This window comes from Bradyrhizobium sp. LA6.8 (assembly GCF_040547935.1).
Taxonomy (GTDB): Bacteria; Pseudomonadota; Alphaproteobacteria; order Rhizobiales; family Xanthobacteraceae; genus Bradyrhizobium; species Bradyrhizobium barranii.
The window spans coordinates 828574-845458 of the sequence record NZ_JBEPQQ010000003.1; the positions used below are offsets into that span (position 1 = coordinate 828574).

Below are 16885 nucleotides of genomic sequence, written 5' to 3' on the forward strand. Positions count from 1 at the left end.
CACTTCGCTCGAAAACGCTACGTCACTCGACCACCTTGGGCACAAGAAAGAAGTGACCTTCGGTCGCGGGCGCGTTGGCAACGATATCGTCGGCGATCTCGCCGTCATTGACCACGTCCTGCCGCTTCTTCATCTGCATCGGGGTGACCGAGGTCATCGGCTCCACGCCCTCGACGTTGACCTCCGAGAGCTGCTCGACAAAGGCGAGCATGGCGTTGAGCTCGCCCTGCAGATGCGGAACCTCGCCCTCGGAAACCGCAATGCGCGCCAGATGCGCGATGCGGCGGACGGTAGTGGCGTCGACGGACATTATATAAGGCCTCTCACGGCAAAATCTAACTGCCGTATAGCAGAGGCCGGTTTTGCGCCGCAACCGGCGGCGCGACCTTAGCCAGCCAATCCCTTCATGCGGGCCAGGGCCGATTTGGCAAAATCCCGGGTCAATTCGGCTGCGAGGACCTCGCGGCCCAGGGCCACGGCCTGGCCGGCCCAGAGATTGGTGAAATCCACCCTGCCCTGCTTTTCGGCAGCTGCCTTGAGCGGCCCCAGCGCGGTCGCGGCATGGGGAAAAGGCGGCGCCTCGGGCGAGATCGGGCCGGCTTCGCGCATCAGGCGGTTCTGGACGCCGCGCGCCGGACGCCCGGTCATGACATTGGTGATGACGGTGGAATCGTCCCGCGCTTCAGCGAGCGCCTTGCGCCCGCCCGCGCTGACCTTGGATTCCGGGCAGCGCAGATAGGCGCTGCCGATCTGCACGCCGGATGCGCCGAGCGCGAAGGCTGCGGCGATGCCGCGCCCGTCGGCGATACCGCCGGCCGCGATGACAGGCACCTTCACGGCGTCGGCGACCTGCGGCACCAGCGCAAAGGTGCCGGGCTGCTCGGAGATCTTGTCGGTCAGGAACATGCCGCGATGGCCGCCGGCCTCGGCGCCTTGCGCAATCACGGCATCGACGCCGCGCTCTTCCAGCCAGACTGCTTCCTTCACCGTCGTGGCGGACGAGATGACGAGGCAGCCGGCAGCCTTGACGCGCTTGAGCAGCGCCTGCTCCGGCAGGCCGAAATGAAAGCTGACGATCTCCGGCTTCAGCTCTTCGACGACCTCGCAGAACGCGGCGTCGAACGGCGCACGGTTCGCGGCGTTGATGGGCGCTGCGGGATCGAGGCCGTGCTCGGTGTAATAGCCCGTGAGCCGCTGCTTCCAGCGCGCTTCGGCTTCGGCTGTGAGGTCAACCGGCGTGTGGCAGAAGAAGTTCATGTTCACCGGCGCCTTCACCCGCTGGCGAATGATGTTGACCTGCTCGCGCGCCTTCTCCGGCGACAGCATCGCGCTCGGCAGCGAGCCGAGCCCGCCGCCCTCAGCCACGGCGATCACCAGTTCGGCATCCATCACACCGGCCATCGGCGCCAGCACGATCGGGAATTCGGTCTTGAAGAGATCGATCAGTCGACGGTCAGGCCACATAATTCTTGCCTCATGTTCGCTCTTCCCTCTCCCCTTGTGCGAGAGGGTGGATCGCCGCGCAGCGGCGAGACGGGTGAGGGGTTTGCATCCGCGGAGACAGCCCCCTCATCCGGCGCGGATTGCATCCGCGCCACCTTCTCCCACAAGAGGAGAAGGAAAAGAAGAAACCGAGTTGCGCCGGCCGGCGAGCAATTGCTCCGCTTCAATCGCAATCCGCTCCACGATCTCGGCCGCCGGTGCAATATCATGAATCAATCCGACCGCCTCGCCCGCGATCACGGCCGCGACATCGAAATTGCCGGCTGCTTTCGCGGCCGCATAGTCCGCCGCGACTGCGGCAACATTCTGCATCAGCTCGACCTCGCGGCCGATCCAGCGCCTGGCGTGGTCGTTGATGAGGCACCTTCCCGTGAACGGCGCCGGCCAGACATTGTTGCGCGAGAGATCGAAGATGATGCCGCGCACGGTCGTGCCGCTGTTCGCTGCGCAGATACGCCGCTTGGCCTCCTCCGCGCCATCAGCCTCCTGGCTCGCATAGAAGCGCGTGCCGAGCAGCACGCCGCTCGCGCCCAGCATCATCATGGCGGCGAGACCGCGCCCGTCGGCGATGCCGCCGGCCGCGACGACAGGCACGTGGCCCGCGGCAAGATCGACGATTGCAGGCACGAGATCGACGGTGGTGCGGGAGGCGCCGTGACCGCCCGCCTCCGTGCCCTGCGCGATCAGGATGCCGGCGCCGGCATCGAGCGCCTGCCGCGCCATGGCTTCATCCTGCACCTGGCAGATCAGGCGTGCACCTGCGGACTTGATCTTCGGCGCGAACGGCGCGGGATCGCCGAACGACAACATGATCGCAGACGGTTTTGCGGCAAGAGCGACATCGAGCAGCTCGGGCCGCTTGGCGAGGCTCCAGGTGATGAAGCCGATCCCGAATGGCGCCGACAACCCCGCGAGCTTCGCAGTCTCCTGCTCCAGCCACACCTTCTCGCCATAGCCGCCGCCCAGAATGCCGAAACCGCCGGCACGGCTCACGGCCGTCACAAGCCGGCTGCCGGCAACGATGTCCATCGGCGCCAGCAGGACGGGATGCTCGATCTCCAGCAGCCTGGTCAGCGACGTCTCAATGGGCATAGCCCCTCCCTGATCTGGACAGGGAGACTAGGCGCGACTAGCATTCTCGAAAAATGAATTGTTGCGAACGCTGCCATCACAAAAGCGAAACGACGCCATGGAACTCAGCGATATCCAGACCTTTGCCGCCGTCGCCCGCACCGGCGGCATCACCCGCGCCGCCGAAGAGCTGAACACGGTGCAATCCAACGTCACCCAGCGCGTGAAGGCGCTGGAAGCGGAGATCGGCACACCGCTGTTCGAACGCCACAGCCGTGGCATGACGCTGACCGGCGCCGGCAAACGCCTCCTGCCCTACGCACAACGGATGGCCGCGCTATCACGGGAGGCCGTGCTTGCCGCGCGTGACGACGGCGAGCCGAAGGGACCGCTCGCGATCGGCTCGATGGAGACCACGGCAGCCGTGCGGTTGCCGTCCCTCCTCGCCGATTTCCACCGCAACTTCCCTGCCGTGCGGCTGAGCCTGCGCACCGCGACCACCGCCGACCTCGTCGCGGGCGTGCTCGAAGGCACGCTCGACGGCGCCTTCGTCGCGGGTCCCATCGCACATGCCGACCTCACTGCGACGAGCGCGTTTCGCGAAGAGCTGGTGCTGGTCAGCGCGCGGCGCTGGGGTTCGCTCGCCGAGCTGCGCGCCGGCACGCCGGAGTCCGGTCCGACTGCGCTGGTGTTCCGCACCGGCTGCACCTACCGCCAGCGTCTCGAACAGATCTTTGTCGAGTTCGGCTGGCCGTCGGCCGCACGCTTCGAGCTCGGCACGCTCGACGGCATGATCGGCTGTGTCGCCGCCGGCATGGGCGTGACGCTGCTGCCGCGCGCCGTGGTCGAACGCAGCGCGATGGCCGGCAGCGTGTCGATCCACGCGCTGGGCTCGTCACATGCGCGCGTCGAGACGCTCTTCATCCAGCGCAGCGCCGGACATCAATACAGCGCGCTTCAAGGTTTCATGTCCTGCCTGAAGAAAGACAACGACGTTATCGCGGCCTGACACCGGCGCAGCGTTCCACGTGGCGAAATTCGTCACAAATCCATCGCGCTTGAATTAGTCTGCGCTGCGTTCAGCCGCCGCAGCGCGGCACCGCGAAATGCTTTGAAGCACGCATCCGTTCTACGTTAGGATGTGCCACTGGCCAGCGCAAAAACACAACGAAGCCAAAACATCGGGAGGACTATCGATGCGCAATACGCTCGTGTTGTGCTGTGTCGCCGCGTTGTCGGCGATATCAGGAACTGCAAGCGCACAAGACTGGACCAAATCGAAATGGGGACCGAACGACGAGATCGGTGCCGCCAATTACATGACGCCGGAGCTGGTGGTGAAGGCCGCCTCGCTGGTGAAGACCGGCAAGACCTACGCCCTCGGCATTCCCGTCACGCCACAGACACCCGCCTATCCGCCACGCACGTTCAAGCTCACCATCGTTCAGCCCGGACAGGCCGGCAGCCCGGGCCTCGGTCCGAACAAGGCGACCTATAACGACGACATTCTTGATACGTGGGTCGGCATCGGCAGCCAGCTCGACGGCCTCGGCCATCTCGGCGTCGAGCACGTCTATTACAACGGCAACAAGCTCGCCGATTTCGCCGATCCGAATGGCTTGAAGAAGCTCGGTATCGAGAAGGTCCCACCGATGGTCACGCGCGGCGTGCTGCTCGACATGGCCGCCTATTTCAAAACCGACATCGTGAAGGAAGGCACCGCCTTCAACGTCAAGGAGATCGAGGAAGCCGCCAAGCAGCAGAACGTCGAGATCCGCCAGGGCGATGTCGTCATCTTCCACACCGGCTGGCTCAGTCTGATCGGCAAGGACGACAAGCGTTATTCGGCCGGCGAGCCCGGTCTCGGCGTCGAAGGCGCGAAGTACCTGACCGGCAAGGGCGTGGTCGCCATCGGTGCCGACACCTGGGCGCTCGAGGTGCTGCCGTTCGAGTCCAAGAACGTGTTCGAGGTGCACCAGATCCTGCTCGCGATGAATGGGACCTACATTCTCGAGAACATGGACACCGCCGCGCTCGCTCGCGACAAGGGCTACGAATTCCTGTTCGTGCTCGGACAGCCGCGCTGGACCGGCGGCGTGCAGGCGATGATCAACCCGATCGCGATCCGCTGATCGGCGACGTACTCAGCGGGCGAGGATCGGCCTGCCGCCCGGCAGGCGCCCTCGCCCGACCTGTCCGTCATCGCGGCCTCAGATGCCATCGCCGCAATGCAACGAAGGCCCAGATGGCTTCGACGAGACCAAACGGCCAGGCGCCTTGCAGGAAGCCGTAAGCCGAGCCGAGCGCGCAGGACACCGCGAACAGCAGCACGAACCAATGGCTGCGATCCTCCAGGGCATAGCAGACCAGCATCGCCGTCACGGCAAACAGGCCGAATAGTGTCAGTGCATCCATGTTCCGGGTTCACTCCGCAGCGCGACGCGTGATAAGCGCTAGTCCCATGCCGGCTCTTATCCTGCCCCTGATCGATGCTGCAACCCACTGGCCCGAACGCGGCGGGTTGGTCGGCCTTGACCTCGGCACCAAGACCATTGGCGTTGCCGTGTCCAATCCGGACCGGCGGTTAGCGACCGGCGTCGAGACCATCCAGCGCAAGGCGTTCAAGCAGGATGCCGCCCGGCTGCTCGCGATCGCGGCCGAGCGCAAGGCGGTCGGCTTCGTGCTCGGCCTGCCCATCAACATGGACGGCAGCGAGGGCCCGCGGGCGCAATCGACCCGCGCCTTCGCCCGCAACCTTGCCGGGCTGACCACACTCCCCATCGGCCTCTGGGACGAGCGTCTGTCGACCGCCGCCGTCGAGCGCGAGCTGATCGGCATGGATGTCAGCCGCGCCAAGCGCGCCGAAGTGATCGACGAGCACGCCGCGATCTTCATCCTGCAAGGCGCGCTCGACCGCCTCGCCAATCTTCGCGCGGCATCGGGCTGATCCATGGCCGTCGTGATCGCGGCGCTGCTGCCGGTCTTCATCCTCATCGTGCTCGGCGTGGTGCTCAGGCGCACCCTGATGCGGCTCGACACGCAATGGCACGGGCTGGAGCGGCTGACCTATTTCGTGCTGTTCCCGATGCTGCTGATCCAGACGCTGGTGAAGGCCGACCTCTCCAGGGTGCCGGTCGCCGGCGTCGGCGGCGCGCTGCTGCTGTCGGTGCTCGCGATGTCGCTGCTCTGCCTCGCGCTCCGCCCGGCGCTCGCACGGTTCGACATCGACGGTCCCGCCTTCACCTCGATCTTCCAGGGCGCGACGCGCTGGCAGACCTATGTGGCGCTCTCGGTGTCCGCCAACATGTTCGGCGATGTCGGGCTGGCGCTGGCCTCGGTGGCGATGGTCGCGATCATTCCGCTGGTCAACGTGTTCAGCGTCGCCGTGCTCGCGCACTATGCTTCGCCCGAGAAGCAATCGGCCCGCGCCATCGTCATGACGGTGGTCCGCAATCCCCTGATCTGGGCCTGCGTGATCGGCCTCGTCATCAATGTCATCCATCTGCCGCTGCCAAAGATCTGGCACGAGGTTGCGGACGCGCTCGGCCGGTCCTCGCTCGCCATCGGCCTGCTCGTCACCGGCGCCGGTCTGCAGCTCAAGGGCCTGCTCCGCCCGAGCGTGAGCGCGACCATCGGCGTGGCGTTCAAGCTGGCGCTGATGCCCGTGCTCGCGCTGGCGCTCGCCGCCTGGTTCGGGCTCTCGGGCGACAGCCTGGCGATCGTCGCAATCTGCGCGGCGGTGCCGACCTCGCCCAGCGCCTATGTGCTGGCCCGCCAGATGGGCGGCGATGCGCCGCTGCTGGCGCAGATCATCACGCTGCAGACGATCTTGGCGGCGGTCACGATGCCGATCGCGATCGCGTTGGTGGCTTAGACCTCGTGCGAGGCTTCAGCTCCCCAGCCACATCGTCAGCACCACCGCAGTCAGATTGTTCAGCGCATGCAGCACGATCGTGAGCCAGAGCGAGTTGGCGCGATAGCGCATGTAGCCGAACCACAGGCCGATGGAGAAGACCTCCGCGAGGAAGTACAGGTCGTACTGCAGGTGCACGACCGTCCACACCAGTGACGACAGGATGATCGCGCCGGGCACGCGCAGGAAGCTCGCCGACCAGCCGCGAAACAGGAAGCCGCGCGCCAAAACCTCTTCCGACATCGGCGCAGCGACACTGAACGCGAACAGCAGCATCACAGCCGCGCCCTTGTCGCGGCCCGATTTCAACAGATCGGTCATGAAGCCCGGCGTCGCCTCGCGGCCAAGGCTCCGCGACATCGTCTCCCAGGCAACCACGATCAGGACAAGCCCGATGGCGCCGAACAGCATTTGCTTCCAGGACGGCCAATGCAGCGCGAGGTAATCGACGAACGAGGCCTTCTTGATGCGGATGGCGAGCCATACCGCGGCCAGCGTCGCCGGCAGGCCCATGGTCACCGACAGCGCGAGCGCCGCGGGCTCGCGACCGACACGCTGGATCGACATCAGGTCGAGGGGATCGCCACGGTCCCAGGCCAGATAGAGGATGGCACCGATCTGGCCGACAAACATCGCGACGAAGATAAGCAGGCCCCACACCGCCGTGCCCCAGAATTTCCAGACGCGCGGTGCGGCTGGCGTCACGGTCATCGGCGGGAGATCGGGATTGAGGGAGTCCATTCAAGCGCTTTCGTTGGGACGGCACCGTCATTCCGGGGCCGTTCGCACGACGATCTACTTCGTTCGCGGCGGAATCGGGAAATCATAGGCCGCCCCGCCCGCCCCCGGCAGGGAAAAATGCCACCACTCCTTCGCATAGTTCACAAAGCCTTGCTTCGCCATCGCGGCCACCAGCCGCTTGCGCCAGGCGCGCTGGTCCGGATTGATCGACGTTACAGCGGTATGCCCCTTCGCGTCCGTGCAGTCATAGCCCGTGCCCATGTCGACGCTGCCCTCCGGCAATCGCGCCTCGACCGGCGCCGTGCAATCGGCATAAGTTTTCGACGGGTCGTATCTGGCGGAATTGTCAGCCTTGAGATCGACCAGCGTGAGATCGAGCGCCGCGCCCGTGGAATGCTGCGAGCGGCTCGCGATGTAGCCGAGGCGGAACAGCTCGCTCTTCGGTATCTTCGGATTATAGCGCCGCTCGGCCGCCGTCTCGAAGCCGTTCTGCGACCACTTCACCATGTCGAGCGAGGCCCGCGCCGGCCGGTAGCAGTCGAACATCTTCAGCGACAGGCCTTGCGCCGCCAGCTCCTGCTGAACCGCCTTCAGCCGCAGCCCCACCTCCCGCTTCACCACGCATTCGCCGGCGCCGTAGCCGGCGAGCGGACGGCCGACGAAATTGTTCGAGGTGGCGTAGCGGATGTCCTGGATGATGCCGGGATCGATGTCGCGCAAATAGACGAAGCCGCCGGGGAGCGACTGGGCGTGGGCTTCGCTGATAACGATTGCTGCCAAGAGCGCGATCAAAATTGTTTTCAACTGGAGCTCCCCACATCGTGATGGCCGGGCTTGTCCCGGCCATCACGGCCTTTTACGTCAAATGCGAATGAAGCACGTGGATGCCCGGGACAAGCCCGGGCATGACGGAGAGGATGAGCCCGCACCGACAGATCAGGGGATAACTCCCCGCCCTGGCATTGGCCCTTGCCCCCCCAGCCATCCCCGCCTATAGCTCTCGTTTTAATGACATCGAAATCGACCTTCGTCCTCGGCCACCGGCATTTGCTGGGCATCGAGGGCCTTTCCGCGGCCGACATCACCGGCCTCCTCGACCTGTCCGAAGAATATGTCGAGCTCAACCGTCAGGTTGACAAGAAGCGCACCGTCCTGCGTGGACGGACGCAGGTGAACCTCTTCTTCGAGGCCTCCACCCGAACCCAGTCCTCGTTCGAGCTCGCCGGCAAACGGCTGGGCGCGGACGTCATGAACATGTCGGTCTCCTCCTCGTCCATCAAGAAGGGCGAGACGCTGGTCGACACCGCGATGACGCTCAACGCCATGCACCCGGACATTCTGGTGGTGCGCCATCACGCCTCCGGCGCGGTGGAACTGCTGGCGCGCAAGGTCGACGGTTCCGTGATCAATGCCGGCGACGGCGCGCACGAGCATCCGACGCAGGCGCTGCTCGACGCGCTGACCATTCGCCGCAACAAGGGCCGGATCGAGGGCCTCGTGGTCGCGATCTGCGGCGACGTGCTGCATTCGCGTGTCGCCCGTTCCAACATCATCCTGCTCAACACCATGGGCGCCCGCGTCCGCGTCGTCGGCCCCTCGACGCTGCTGCCGCCGGGCATCGAGCGCATGGGGGTCGAGGTTGCGCGCGACATGCGCGAAGGGCTCAACGGCGCCGATATCGTCATGATGCTGCGGCTCCAGCGCGAGCGCATGAACGGCTCCTTCGTGCCGTCGACCTCCGAATATTTCAACTATTTCGGGCTGGACCAGAAAAAGCTCGCTTACGCCAAGCCGGATGCGCTCGTCATGCATCCCGGCCCGATGAACCGCGGCGTCGAGATCGACACCGCGGTCGCCGACGGCGCGCAATCGCTGATCCGCGAACAGGTCGAGATGGGCGTGGCGGTACGGATGGCCGTGCTCGAAGCGCTCGCCCGCAACTTGCCGAACGCGTGATGCTCATGCTGACTGACCGCCGTCCCATCCTGCTTGCCAACGCCCGCGTCGTCGATCCCAGCAGGGACTTCGACGGCCCCGGCGATGTCCTGATTGCCGACGGAATCATCCGCGAGACCCGTCGCGGCATTGGCGCTGCCGGCGTCCCCGAGGGCACCGACGTCGTCAACTGCGCCGGCAAGATCGTGGCCCCCGGCCTGGTCGACATGCGCGCCTTCGTCGGCGAGCCCGGCTTCAGCCACCGTGAGACCTTTGCCTCGGCGAGCCAGGCGGCCGCGACCGGCGGCATTACCACCATCATCTGCCAGCCCGACACGTCTCCGGTGATCGATAACTCGGCAACCGTCGACTTCGTGATGCGCCGCGCCCGCGACACCGCGATCGTCAACATCCTGCCGATGGCGGCGCTCACCAAGGGCATGCACGGCGAGGAGATGACCGAGTTCGGCCTCCTCAAGGCCGCCGGCGCGATCGCCTTCAGCGACAGCGACAAGAGCGTGATCAACGCGCAGGTGATGCGCCGCGCGCTAACCTACGCGCGCGATTTCGACGCGCTGATCGTGCATTACACCGAGGATCCCGATCTCGTCGGCGAAGGCGTGATGAACGAGGGCGAGTTCGCCTCGCGGCTCGGCCTGATGGGCATCCCGAACGCGGCGGAGGCCGTGATGCTCGAACGCGACATGCGTCTCGTCGCGCTCACCGGCGGGCGCTATCACGCGGCCTCGCTGTCCTGTATCGACTCGCTCGACGTCCTCAAGCGCGCCCGCGACGCCGGCCTCGCCGTGACCGCCTCCGTCTCGATCAATCATCTTGCGCTGAACGAGAACGACATCGGCCCCTACCGGTCGTTCCTGAAGCTGTCGCCGCCGCTGCGGACCGAGGACGACCGGCGCGCGCTGGTCGCAGCGGTCGCCTCCGGCCTCGTCGACGTCATCATGTCCGACCACAATCCGCAGGACGTCGAGGTCAAGCGCCTGCCGTTCGCGGAAGCAGCACCCGGCGCCATCGGGCTCGAGACCATGCTGCCCGCGGGCCTCCGCCTCGTGCACAATGAGGAACTCGACCTGAAGACGCTGATCCGGGCCATGTCGACGCGGCCGGCCGAGATCCTGGGCCTGCCGGGTGGAACCCTGCGCGCCGGCAGCCCGGCCGACGTCATCGTGATCGACCCCGACGTCCCCTGGGTGGTCGATCCCGCCGACCTCAAATCGCCCTGCAAGAACACCCCGTTCGACGAGGCCCGCTTTACAGGCCGCGTGGTGCGCACCATTGTCGGCGGACGGACGGTCTACGAACATGTCTGACGGGCAAATTCATGCGTGGCGTCGCGGTTCAGCATGGAGATGCGGCCATGGGGCTTGAAGCCTTCCTGCCGGTGGCCTTTGTCATCGGCTACCTGCTCGGCTCGATTCCGTTCGGGCTGGTCCTGACCAAACTCGCCGGCACGCAGGATATTCGCTCGATCGGCTCCGGCAGCATCGGCGCCACCAACGTGCTGCGCACGGGCCGCAAGAGCCTTGCCGCGGGCACCCTGCTGCTCGACGCGCTCAAGGGCACGGTCGCGGTGGTGATCGCCGGCTACATCGCGGGACCCAATGCCGCCATGGTGGCCGGGCTCGGCGCCTTCCTCGGCCATCTCTTCCCGGTCTGGCTGAAGTTCAAAGGCGGCAAGGGCGTCGCCGTCTATATCGGCATCCTGCTCGGCCTGTTCTGGCCCGGCGCGATCGTGTTCTGCCTGCTTTGGCTCGCCACCGCCTTCACCACCCGCTACTCCTCGCTGTCCGCGCTGGTGGCGGCATTCATCACCCCGATCTTCCTGTGGTGGTTCGGGCACCTCGCGCTTGCATCGCTGTTCGCCGCGCTGACGCTGCTCTTGTTCTACGCGCATCGCGAGAACATCAAGCGACTGCAATCCGGCAAGGAAAGCCGGATCGGCGAGAAGGCCTAGAGCGTTTTCGAGCGAAGTTGATACCGGTTCGCGTCAAGAAAACGCGTCAAAACAAAATCCCAAGGCCGGAAAAAGTACGGATATCGCCGCACCGCCTCCGCATTATGTGCCAATTCCTGTTCGCAACTCGGAAGCTGCTCGCGGCCGGAGTGGCGAACGAGTTCCACGCCTGTCATCCTGACAGCGGAAATGGCGTTACGCGGTAGCTCAGAATGAGCGAGAAGATTGTCGGCACGCATGACGGGTCCGGTTCGCACGGTGCTTCCAGCACCGCAGCAAGCCGGCTGCTCTCGATGACCAATGTCTGGTCCGATGCGCCATCGCCGCTGCCCGCGCCCGAGCCTGCTCCCGTACCCCCGCCACTGACCCGGCCTGCGCCCGTCGCGCAAGCCGCTGCTCGATCCGAGATTGTGACCATTGCCGCGCCGGTCGCGCCCGTGCAGCCGCGCTCCAGCCAATGGCCGGCGCAAAGAGTGTCGCTGGCCCTTCAGGGCGGCGGCACTTTTGCGGCCTTCACCTGGGGCGTGCTGGAGCGGTTGCTGGAACACCCGACCATCCAGATCGACACCATCAGCGGCGCCAGTGCCGGCGCCATCAATGCGCTGCTGCTCGCCTCCGGCCTCGCCGAAGGCGGACGCGAAGGCGCCCATTCGCGGTTGAACCGGTTCTGGGCCCGCCTGATGCACGAGGCCTCGTTCCGCTCCTTGATGCTGGTCGGCGGATTCTCGCCGGCGGGAAGCTCGGTCGCGTTCGGTCCGACGCTGCGCTCCGGCCAGTTCGATCCGTTCGACCTCGACCCGCTGCGGCTGGCGCTGTCGCGCGACATCGATTTTGCCGCCTTGCGCGACGTGGCCTGCCCAAAACTGCTGATCGCTGCGACGCGAATCCGCGATGGGCAGCAGCAGATCTTCCGCAACGATTGCATTACCGCCGACGTCGCGCTGGCCTCGACCTGCCCGCCTTTGGTTCACTGCGCCGTCGAGATCGACGGCGAGGCCTATTGGGATGGCGGCATTGGCGGCAATCCGCCGCTGGTGCGCCTAGCGCAGGAATCGACAGCCTCCGATCTGCTGCTCGTCCAGGTCACGCCCACGCGCGACAGCTACGTGCCGATCACGCTCGCCGCGATCGACCGCAGGCTCGACCAGATCGCAGCCAACGCCGCCCTCAACGCCGAGATCGCGGCGCTGGAATGGGCGCGAGCCACGGCCGCACCTTCGCTGCGGCTCTCCAGGATCGCGGCCGAAGACTCCGTTGAGGGCCTGGCGCAGCGCTCATCCACCGATCTCGGCCGCGGCTTCATTCGCACGCTGCACCGGAGCGGCCGCGAGGCCGCCGAGCGTTGGCTCGGACAAGGCGCGACAGGCGCCGAGGCCGAACGCGCGCTGCCCGCCGCTGAGCCCGCGCTAGCCTGATTTCGCCAGCGCATCCTCCAGGAACCATGCCGCCGCAAGCGCGCCCGGATCGTTGCCGAAGCGCGCGATCACCTGCACGCCGATCGGCAGGCCGCCGACCTTCAGCACCGGCACGTTGACGCAAGGATTGCCCATCAGCGTCCAGAGCCGGTTGTAGCGGGGCGAGCCGGTCGAGGCGAGCTCCTTGGCCGGCGCGGTGCCCGGCGCCGAATAGGTCAGCAGCACGTCAAAACCCTCGAACAGCTCGCCGAGCTCGCGGCGGCCACGGCGGGCGATCCGACGCGCGTCGTCATATTGCTTCGGCGTCAAGCCGACGGTGTCATCGAGGCTGGCACGCAGCATCGGCGCGATCTCGTCGTGATGCTCCGAAAACTCCCAGGCCAGCGCGCGATGCGCCTCGAAATCCTGGATGATCGGGTGGATGCGCCAGGCTTCCTGCACCGACTCCGGCAGATCGATGGTCTTGACACTGGCACCGGCCTTCTCGGCCGCCTTGATCGCAGCCTGCAAGCCCTCTTCCGCCGCCGGCTCCACGGCCTCGGCAAACTCCTGCCTCACCACGCCAATGCGCGGCGCCTTGGCCGCGGCGATGCCATCGAATTCAGTGCGCCCGGTGATCGCCAGCAGCCCGCGCGCGAGATCTTCCGCGCGCGATCCGAACAGGCCGACAGTATCAAGCGCCCATGAGTAGCACTTCACGCCGATGGTCGGCAGCATCCGGAACGACGGCTTGATCGCGGCAGCCCCGCAATAGGCGGCGGGCCGGATCACCGATCCGCCGGTCTGGGTGCCCAGCGCTAGCGGAATCATGCCGGCGCCGACGGCCGCGGCCGAGCCCGAGGACGAGCCGCCCGGCGTATGGCCGAGATTGTGTGGATTGAGCGTCGGGGTCGGATCGCGCGAGGCGAACGCCGTGGTGGTGGTCTTGCCGATGATGGTGGCGCCTGCCCGCTTCAGCATCATCACGACCGGCGCGTCCGAGCGCGGCTGCCAGCCGCGATAGATCTCCGAGCCCATCTCGGTCGGCATGTTGGCGGTGTCGATGATGTCCTTGATGCCGACGGCGATGCCGCGCAGCGGGCCGGAGGCTTGCGCCTTCGCGGATTTGTCGTGACGGACGAAGGCGTGGACGTCCTTCTCCCTGGCCTCGATCGCCGCGTGCGACTGGGCGATGGCGTCATCGGGCGAAAGCTCGCCCGCTTCGATGCGGCGCTGGAGGTCGGCGAGTGAGATCATGGCAATACCCTTCTTATTGCCATCGCTTTTAGCATCGGGACGAGGTCGCGCAAGCGCGCGTGGACGCGGTCGATCCATGCGTGCAGTCGACCGGGACCAGCGGCTCGACCAGAGCATCCGCGTCCGCGGGCGCCGCGCCGATGAGATCAAAAATGGAAACAGTATCTTTCAATTATTTCTATTTTTATCGCGATTCAATCGAGCCAGTGTGAGGTCACAACGCAGGGCCCTGCGGCGCGCACTCTCTTACGAACCACAAACGCCTGGTGCGTCACCGCCGTCGGACCTCAACCAAGCACAGGAGCGATGACCATGGATACGACCCGTTATGCTTCCCTCGTTGGCCGCCTGCTGATCGGCCTCCCGTTTGCAATGAGTGGCTTCAGCAAGCTCACCGCTTATGGTGCGACGACCGCTTACATCGCCGCTGCGGGATTGCCGGTGCCCCCGTTGGCATATGCGATCGCAGTTCTCGTCGAGCTCGGTGGCGGTCTCCTGCTGATCGCGGGCTATCAAGCCCGCTCGGTCGCGCTGGCGCTCGCCATATTCTCGCTGGCCGCGGCAGTCTCGTTCCACAACAACTTTGCCGACCAGAATCAGATGATCCACTTCCTCAAGAACGTGATGATGGCAGGCGGCCTGCTCCAGATCTTTGCCTTCGGTGCCGGTGCGCTCAGCCTTGACGCTCGCGTCTCGCGGAGCGGCGTCGCTGTCGCTCAGGCGGCCCACGCGCGTTGAATCGACGACCTTGCGGAAGACCCGTCGACCACGTCGGGTCTTCCGGCAGCGCCTTTGAAGCCCGATCAAGCGCACGCAACTGTTGCCCACGCCCTCAGGTTGTTCCATGCTGCTCCCACAAGGAGACGCCGTGGACGCCATCAATCCGAGCGTGGAGCTGACCGAGGCTGAACGGATCGACCGCCTGCGGTTGATCCGCTCCGACAATGTCGGGCCGCGCACCTTCCGTTCGCTGGTCGATCATTTCGGCACGGCGCGCGCCGCGCTGGAGCGGCTGCCCGATCTGGCGCGTCGCGGCGGCGCGGCCCGTTCCGGGCGCATCTGTAGTGCCGATGAGGCGAAGGCCGAGCTCGCCGCGAGCCGCAAGTTCGGCATCGCCTGGCTCGCGCCCGGCGAGGACGGCTATCCGGCGCGGCTCGCCACGCTCGACGATGCGCCGCCGCTGCTCGCCGTGCGCGGCGACACCACGACGCTGATGCGTCCGATGATCGCGATCGTCGGCTCGCGCAATGCCTCTGGCGCGGGACTGAAATTCGCCGGTCAGTTGGCCCGTGAGCTTGGCGAAGCTGGCTTCATCGTCATCTCGGGGCTCGCCCGCGGCGTCGATCAGGCCGCGCACCGCGCCAGTGTCGAGAGCGGCACCATCGCGGTGCTCGCCGGCGGACATGACTGCATCTATCCGCCCGAACATGGCGACCTGCTCGCCTCTATCCTCGATCACGCGGGCGCTGCGATCTCGGAGATGCCGCTCGGCCATGAGCCGCGCGCCCGCGACTTCCCCCGCCGCAACCGGCTGATCTCGGGCGCAGCCCTCGGCGTGGTCGTGGTCGAGGCGGCGCATCGCTCGGGCTCGCTGATCACCGCGCGCATGGCGGCAGAACAGGGCCGCGAGGTGTTCGCAGTGCCCGGCTCGCCGCTCGACCCGCGCGCCGCCGGCACCAACGATTTGATCAAGCAGGGCGCAACGCTCGTCACCGAAGCGTCCGACATCGTCAACGCAGTCGCACCGATCATGGAGCGTCCGTTGATGCATCCGGCGAGCGAGCCCGACAGCGAACCGTTCGAGAGCGATCCGCAATCACACGACCGCGACCAGATCACCGGCCTGCTGGGCCCCGTCCCTATCTCGATCGACGATCTCGTGCGGATGTCCGGCGCATCGCCCGCGATCGTGCGCACCGTGTTGCTGGAGCTCGAGCTTGCGGGGCGGCTCGAACGCCACGGCGGCGGTCTCGTCTCTCTTCTCTAGGTGTCGTTGCGCTCATCGAACCGCGTGCGTGCCGCCGCGATCTGCGCCTGGTGCTCCTTCGCCCATAGCCCAAGCGCCATCACGGGCTGCTGGAGCCCGCGGCCAAGATCGGTCAGCTCATAGTCCACGCGCGGCGGAATGGTCGGGAAGATCGTGCGCGTGACCAAGCCGTCGCGCTCCAGCCCGCGCAACGTCAGCGTCAGCATCCGCTGCGAGATGCCGTTGATCATCCGCTTCAGCTCGTTGAAGCGCTTGGGCCCGTCGCTCAGCATCATGATGACGAACACGCTCCATTTGTCGCCGACGCGCGCCAGGATCGAGGCGACCCCGCGGCAGTCCGCGTGGTCGCGATCCGGCATCTGGGGAGCAGGAAAATCGGTGTGTGCAGGTCTCAAAGATGTGCCCATGGCTCAAAAAAGTGCGTTCTTGCGGGGAATTTGACAGTCACTCATGTAGTGCGGGTTACAAATCTATACCATAGGTGAACCCCAATGAAACTCCTCCATATCGACTCCAGCGTGCTCGGCCCCCACTCCGTCTCACGGCAGGTTTCCGCCGCCATCGTCGACCGTCTCAGGCAGGCGACGCCGTCGCTCGACCTCGTCTACCGCGATTTGACGCAGATTCCGCTCGCCCACCTCTCCGGCTCGCACCTTGCGGCCGCGCAAGGCGCGCCGGCGCCGGCGGAACTCGGTCCCGACCTGGCCGCGAGCGCGGCCGTGCTCAACGAGTTCCTCGATGCCGATATCGTCGTGATCGGCGCGCCCATGTACAATTTTACGATCCCGAGCCAGCTCAAGGCCTGGATCGACCGCGTCCTGGTGGCGGGGAAAACGTTCAAATACGACGCGAACGGCCCGCAGGGCCTTGCCGGCAACAAGCGCGTGATCGTGGCGATCTCGCGCGGCGGCTATTACGGCCCGGGCACGCCGGCCGCCTCGCTCGAGCACCTCGAAACCTATTTGCGTGGCGTGTTCGCGTTCATGGGCATCACGAGCCCCGAATTCATCGTCGCCGACGGCATCCAGGTTGGCCCTGAGCATCGTGAGAAAGCGCTGGCCGGAGCGCTTCAGGCTGCCACCAGCCTGCAGGCGGCGTAAGACTTACGCCGA

The 16885-nt window shown here is 66.1% G+C and carries 19 protein-coding genes; 11 read left to right on the forward strand and 8 right to left on the reverse strand.

Translation table 11 applies throughout. The annotated features are described in order from the left end of the window. Positions 1-22: 22 nt before the first annotated feature. The 3 genes from gatC to ABIA90_RS17590 all read right to left on the reverse strand — a co-directional run bounded on the left by gatC (position 23) and on the right by ABIA90_RS17590 (position 2595). A complete protein-coding gene (gatC, locus tag ABIA90_RS17580) occupies positions 23-310 on the reverse strand; it encodes an Asp-tRNA(Asn)/Glu-tRNA(Gln) amidotransferase subunit GatC (RefSeq protein ID WP_028150645.1) in 288 nt (95 codons plus the stop codon). Between the two features lie 77 nt (positions 311-387). Continuing rightward, on the reverse strand, positions 388-1464 hold the full coding sequence (locus tag ABIA90_RS17585; RefSeq protein ID WP_354117965.1) for an NAD(P)H-dependent flavin oxidoreductase: 1077 nt from the start codon (positions 1462-1464) through the stop codon (positions 388-390). Between the two features lie 105 nt (positions 1465-1569). Further along, complete coding sequence (locus tag ABIA90_RS17590; RefSeq protein ID WP_354117964.1) at positions 1570-2595, reverse strand: NAD(P)H-dependent flavin oxidoreductase; 1026 nt, start codon at positions 2593-2595, stop codon at positions 1570-1572. 97 nt (positions 2596-2692) lie between these two features. On the opposite strand from ABIA90_RS17590, the gene ABIA90_RS17595 reads away from it, so the two are divergent. Next, positions 2693-3583, forward strand: a complete 891-nt coding sequence (locus tag ABIA90_RS17595) for a LysR family transcriptional regulator (RefSeq protein ID WP_354117963.1) — start codon at positions 2693-2695, stop codon at positions 3581-3583. Between the two features lie 187 nt (positions 3584-3770). After that, positions 3771-4706 (forward strand): cyclase family protein, encoded by a 936-nt coding sequence (locus ABIA90_RS17600; RefSeq protein ID WP_071913117.1) that lies wholly within the window; start codon positions 3771-3773, stop codon positions 4704-4706. A 67-nt stretch (positions 4707-4773) separates the two neighbouring features. Here the strand turns inward: ABIA90_RS17600 and ABIA90_RS17605 are convergent, their stop codons facing one another. Beyond that, a complete protein-coding gene (locus ABIA90_RS17605) occupies positions 4774-4989 on the reverse strand; it encodes a hypothetical protein (protein ID WP_028155062.1) in 216 nt (71 codons plus the stop codon). 46 nt (positions 4990-5035) lie between these two features. On the opposite strand from ABIA90_RS17605, the gene ruvX reads away from it, so the two are divergent. Both ruvX and ABIA90_RS17615 read left to right on the forward strand, forming a co-directional pair. Continuing rightward, positions 5036-5521, forward strand: a complete 486-nt coding sequence (gene ruvX / locus ABIA90_RS17610) for a Holliday junction resolvase RuvX (RefSeq protein ID WP_028150651.1) — start codon at positions 5036-5038, stop codon at positions 5519-5521. Positions 5522-5524: 3 nt separating this feature from the next. Beyond that, positions 5525-6448, forward strand: a complete 924-nt coding sequence (locus tag ABIA90_RS17615) for an AEC family transporter (protein WP_166097093.1) — start codon at positions 5525-5527, stop codon at positions 6446-6448. Between the two features lie 15 nt (positions 6449-6463). Here ABIA90_RS17615 and ABIA90_RS17620 read toward each other — a convergent pair whose 3' ends face one another. Continuing rightward, positions 6464-7228, reverse strand: coding sequence for a CPBP family intramembrane glutamic endopeptidase (locus ABIA90_RS17620; protein ID WP_135215726.1), 765 nt, complete (start codon positions 7226-7228; stop codon positions 6464-6466). A gap of 54 nt (positions 7229-7282) precedes the next feature. Continuing rightward, positions 7283-8032, reverse strand: a complete 750-nt coding sequence (locus ABIA90_RS17625) for a M15 family metallopeptidase (RefSeq protein WP_354117962.1) — start codon at positions 8030-8032, stop codon at positions 7283-7285. 204 nt (positions 8033-8236) lie between these two features. Between ABIA90_RS17625 and ABIA90_RS17630 the strand changes: the two genes are divergently transcribed. From ABIA90_RS17630 to ABIA90_RS17645, 4 genes are all read left to right on the forward strand, one after another. After that, positions 8237-9184: an aspartate carbamoyltransferase catalytic subunit gene (locus ABIA90_RS17630; RefSeq protein WP_014494716.1), complete on the forward strand. Its 948-nt coding sequence runs from the start codon at positions 8237-8239 to the stop codon at positions 9182-9184. Positions 9185-9189: 5 nt separating this feature from the next. Further along, the gene (locus tag ABIA90_RS17635; RefSeq protein WP_071917407.1) at positions 9190-10491 is read left to right on the forward strand and encodes a dihydroorotase; all 1302 of its coding nucleotides are present in this window, start codon (positions 9190-9192) and stop codon (positions 10489-10491) included. A 47-nt stretch (positions 10492-10538) separates the two neighbouring features. Further along, positions 10539-11135, forward strand: coding sequence for a glycerol-3-phosphate 1-O-acyltransferase PlsY (gene plsY, locus ABIA90_RS17640; RefSeq protein WP_063986317.1), 597 nt, complete (start codon positions 10539-10541; stop codon positions 11133-11135). Positions 11136-11347: 212 nt separating this feature from the next. Then, entirely contained in the window at positions 11348-12550 is a 1203-nt protein-coding gene (locus ABIA90_RS17645; protein ID WP_354117961.1) for a patatin-like phospholipase family protein, read from the forward strand. On the opposite strand, the gene ABIA90_RS17650 is transcribed toward ABIA90_RS17645, so the two are convergent. Continuing rightward, positions 12542-13786: an amidase gene (locus ABIA90_RS17650; protein WP_354117960.1), complete on the reverse strand. Its 1245-nt coding sequence runs from the start codon at positions 13784-13786 to the stop codon at positions 12542-12544. The two genes, ABIA90_RS17645 and ABIA90_RS17650, sit on opposite strands and share 9 nt — an antisense overlap. Before the next feature lie 312 nt (positions 13787-14098). Here ABIA90_RS17650 and ABIA90_RS17655 point away from each other — a divergent pair, with 312 nt between their 5' ends. Together ABIA90_RS17655 and dprA are read left to right on the forward strand one after the other, a co-directional pair. Next, on the forward strand, positions 14099-14524 hold the full coding sequence (locus ABIA90_RS17655) for a DoxX family protein (RefSeq protein WP_063982811.1): 426 nt from the start codon (positions 14099-14101) through the stop codon (positions 14522-14524). A gap of 106 nt (positions 14525-14630) precedes the next feature. Continuing rightward, the gene (gene dprA, locus ABIA90_RS17660; protein ID WP_354117959.1) at positions 14631-15773 is read left to right on the forward strand and encodes a DNA-processing protein DprA; all 1143 of its coding nucleotides are present in this window, start codon (positions 14631-14633) and stop codon (positions 15771-15773) included. Here dprA and ABIA90_RS17665 read toward each other — a convergent pair. Continuing rightward, the gene (locus ABIA90_RS17665) at positions 15770-16180 is read right to left on the reverse strand and encodes a winged helix-turn-helix transcriptional regulator (RefSeq protein WP_028152772.1); all 411 of its coding nucleotides are present in this window, start codon (positions 16178-16180) and stop codon (positions 15770-15772) included. The two genes, dprA and ABIA90_RS17665, sit on opposite strands and share 4 nt — an antisense overlap. 84 nt (positions 16181-16264) lie before the next feature. On the opposite strand from ABIA90_RS17665, the gene ABIA90_RS17670 reads away from it, so the two are divergent. Next, positions 16265-16873 (forward strand): FMN-dependent NADH-azoreductase, encoded by a 609-nt coding sequence (locus tag ABIA90_RS17670; protein WP_014494708.1) that lies wholly within the window; start codon positions 16265-16267, stop codon positions 16871-16873. The last annotated feature ends 12 nt before the right edge of the window (positions 16874-16885 follow it).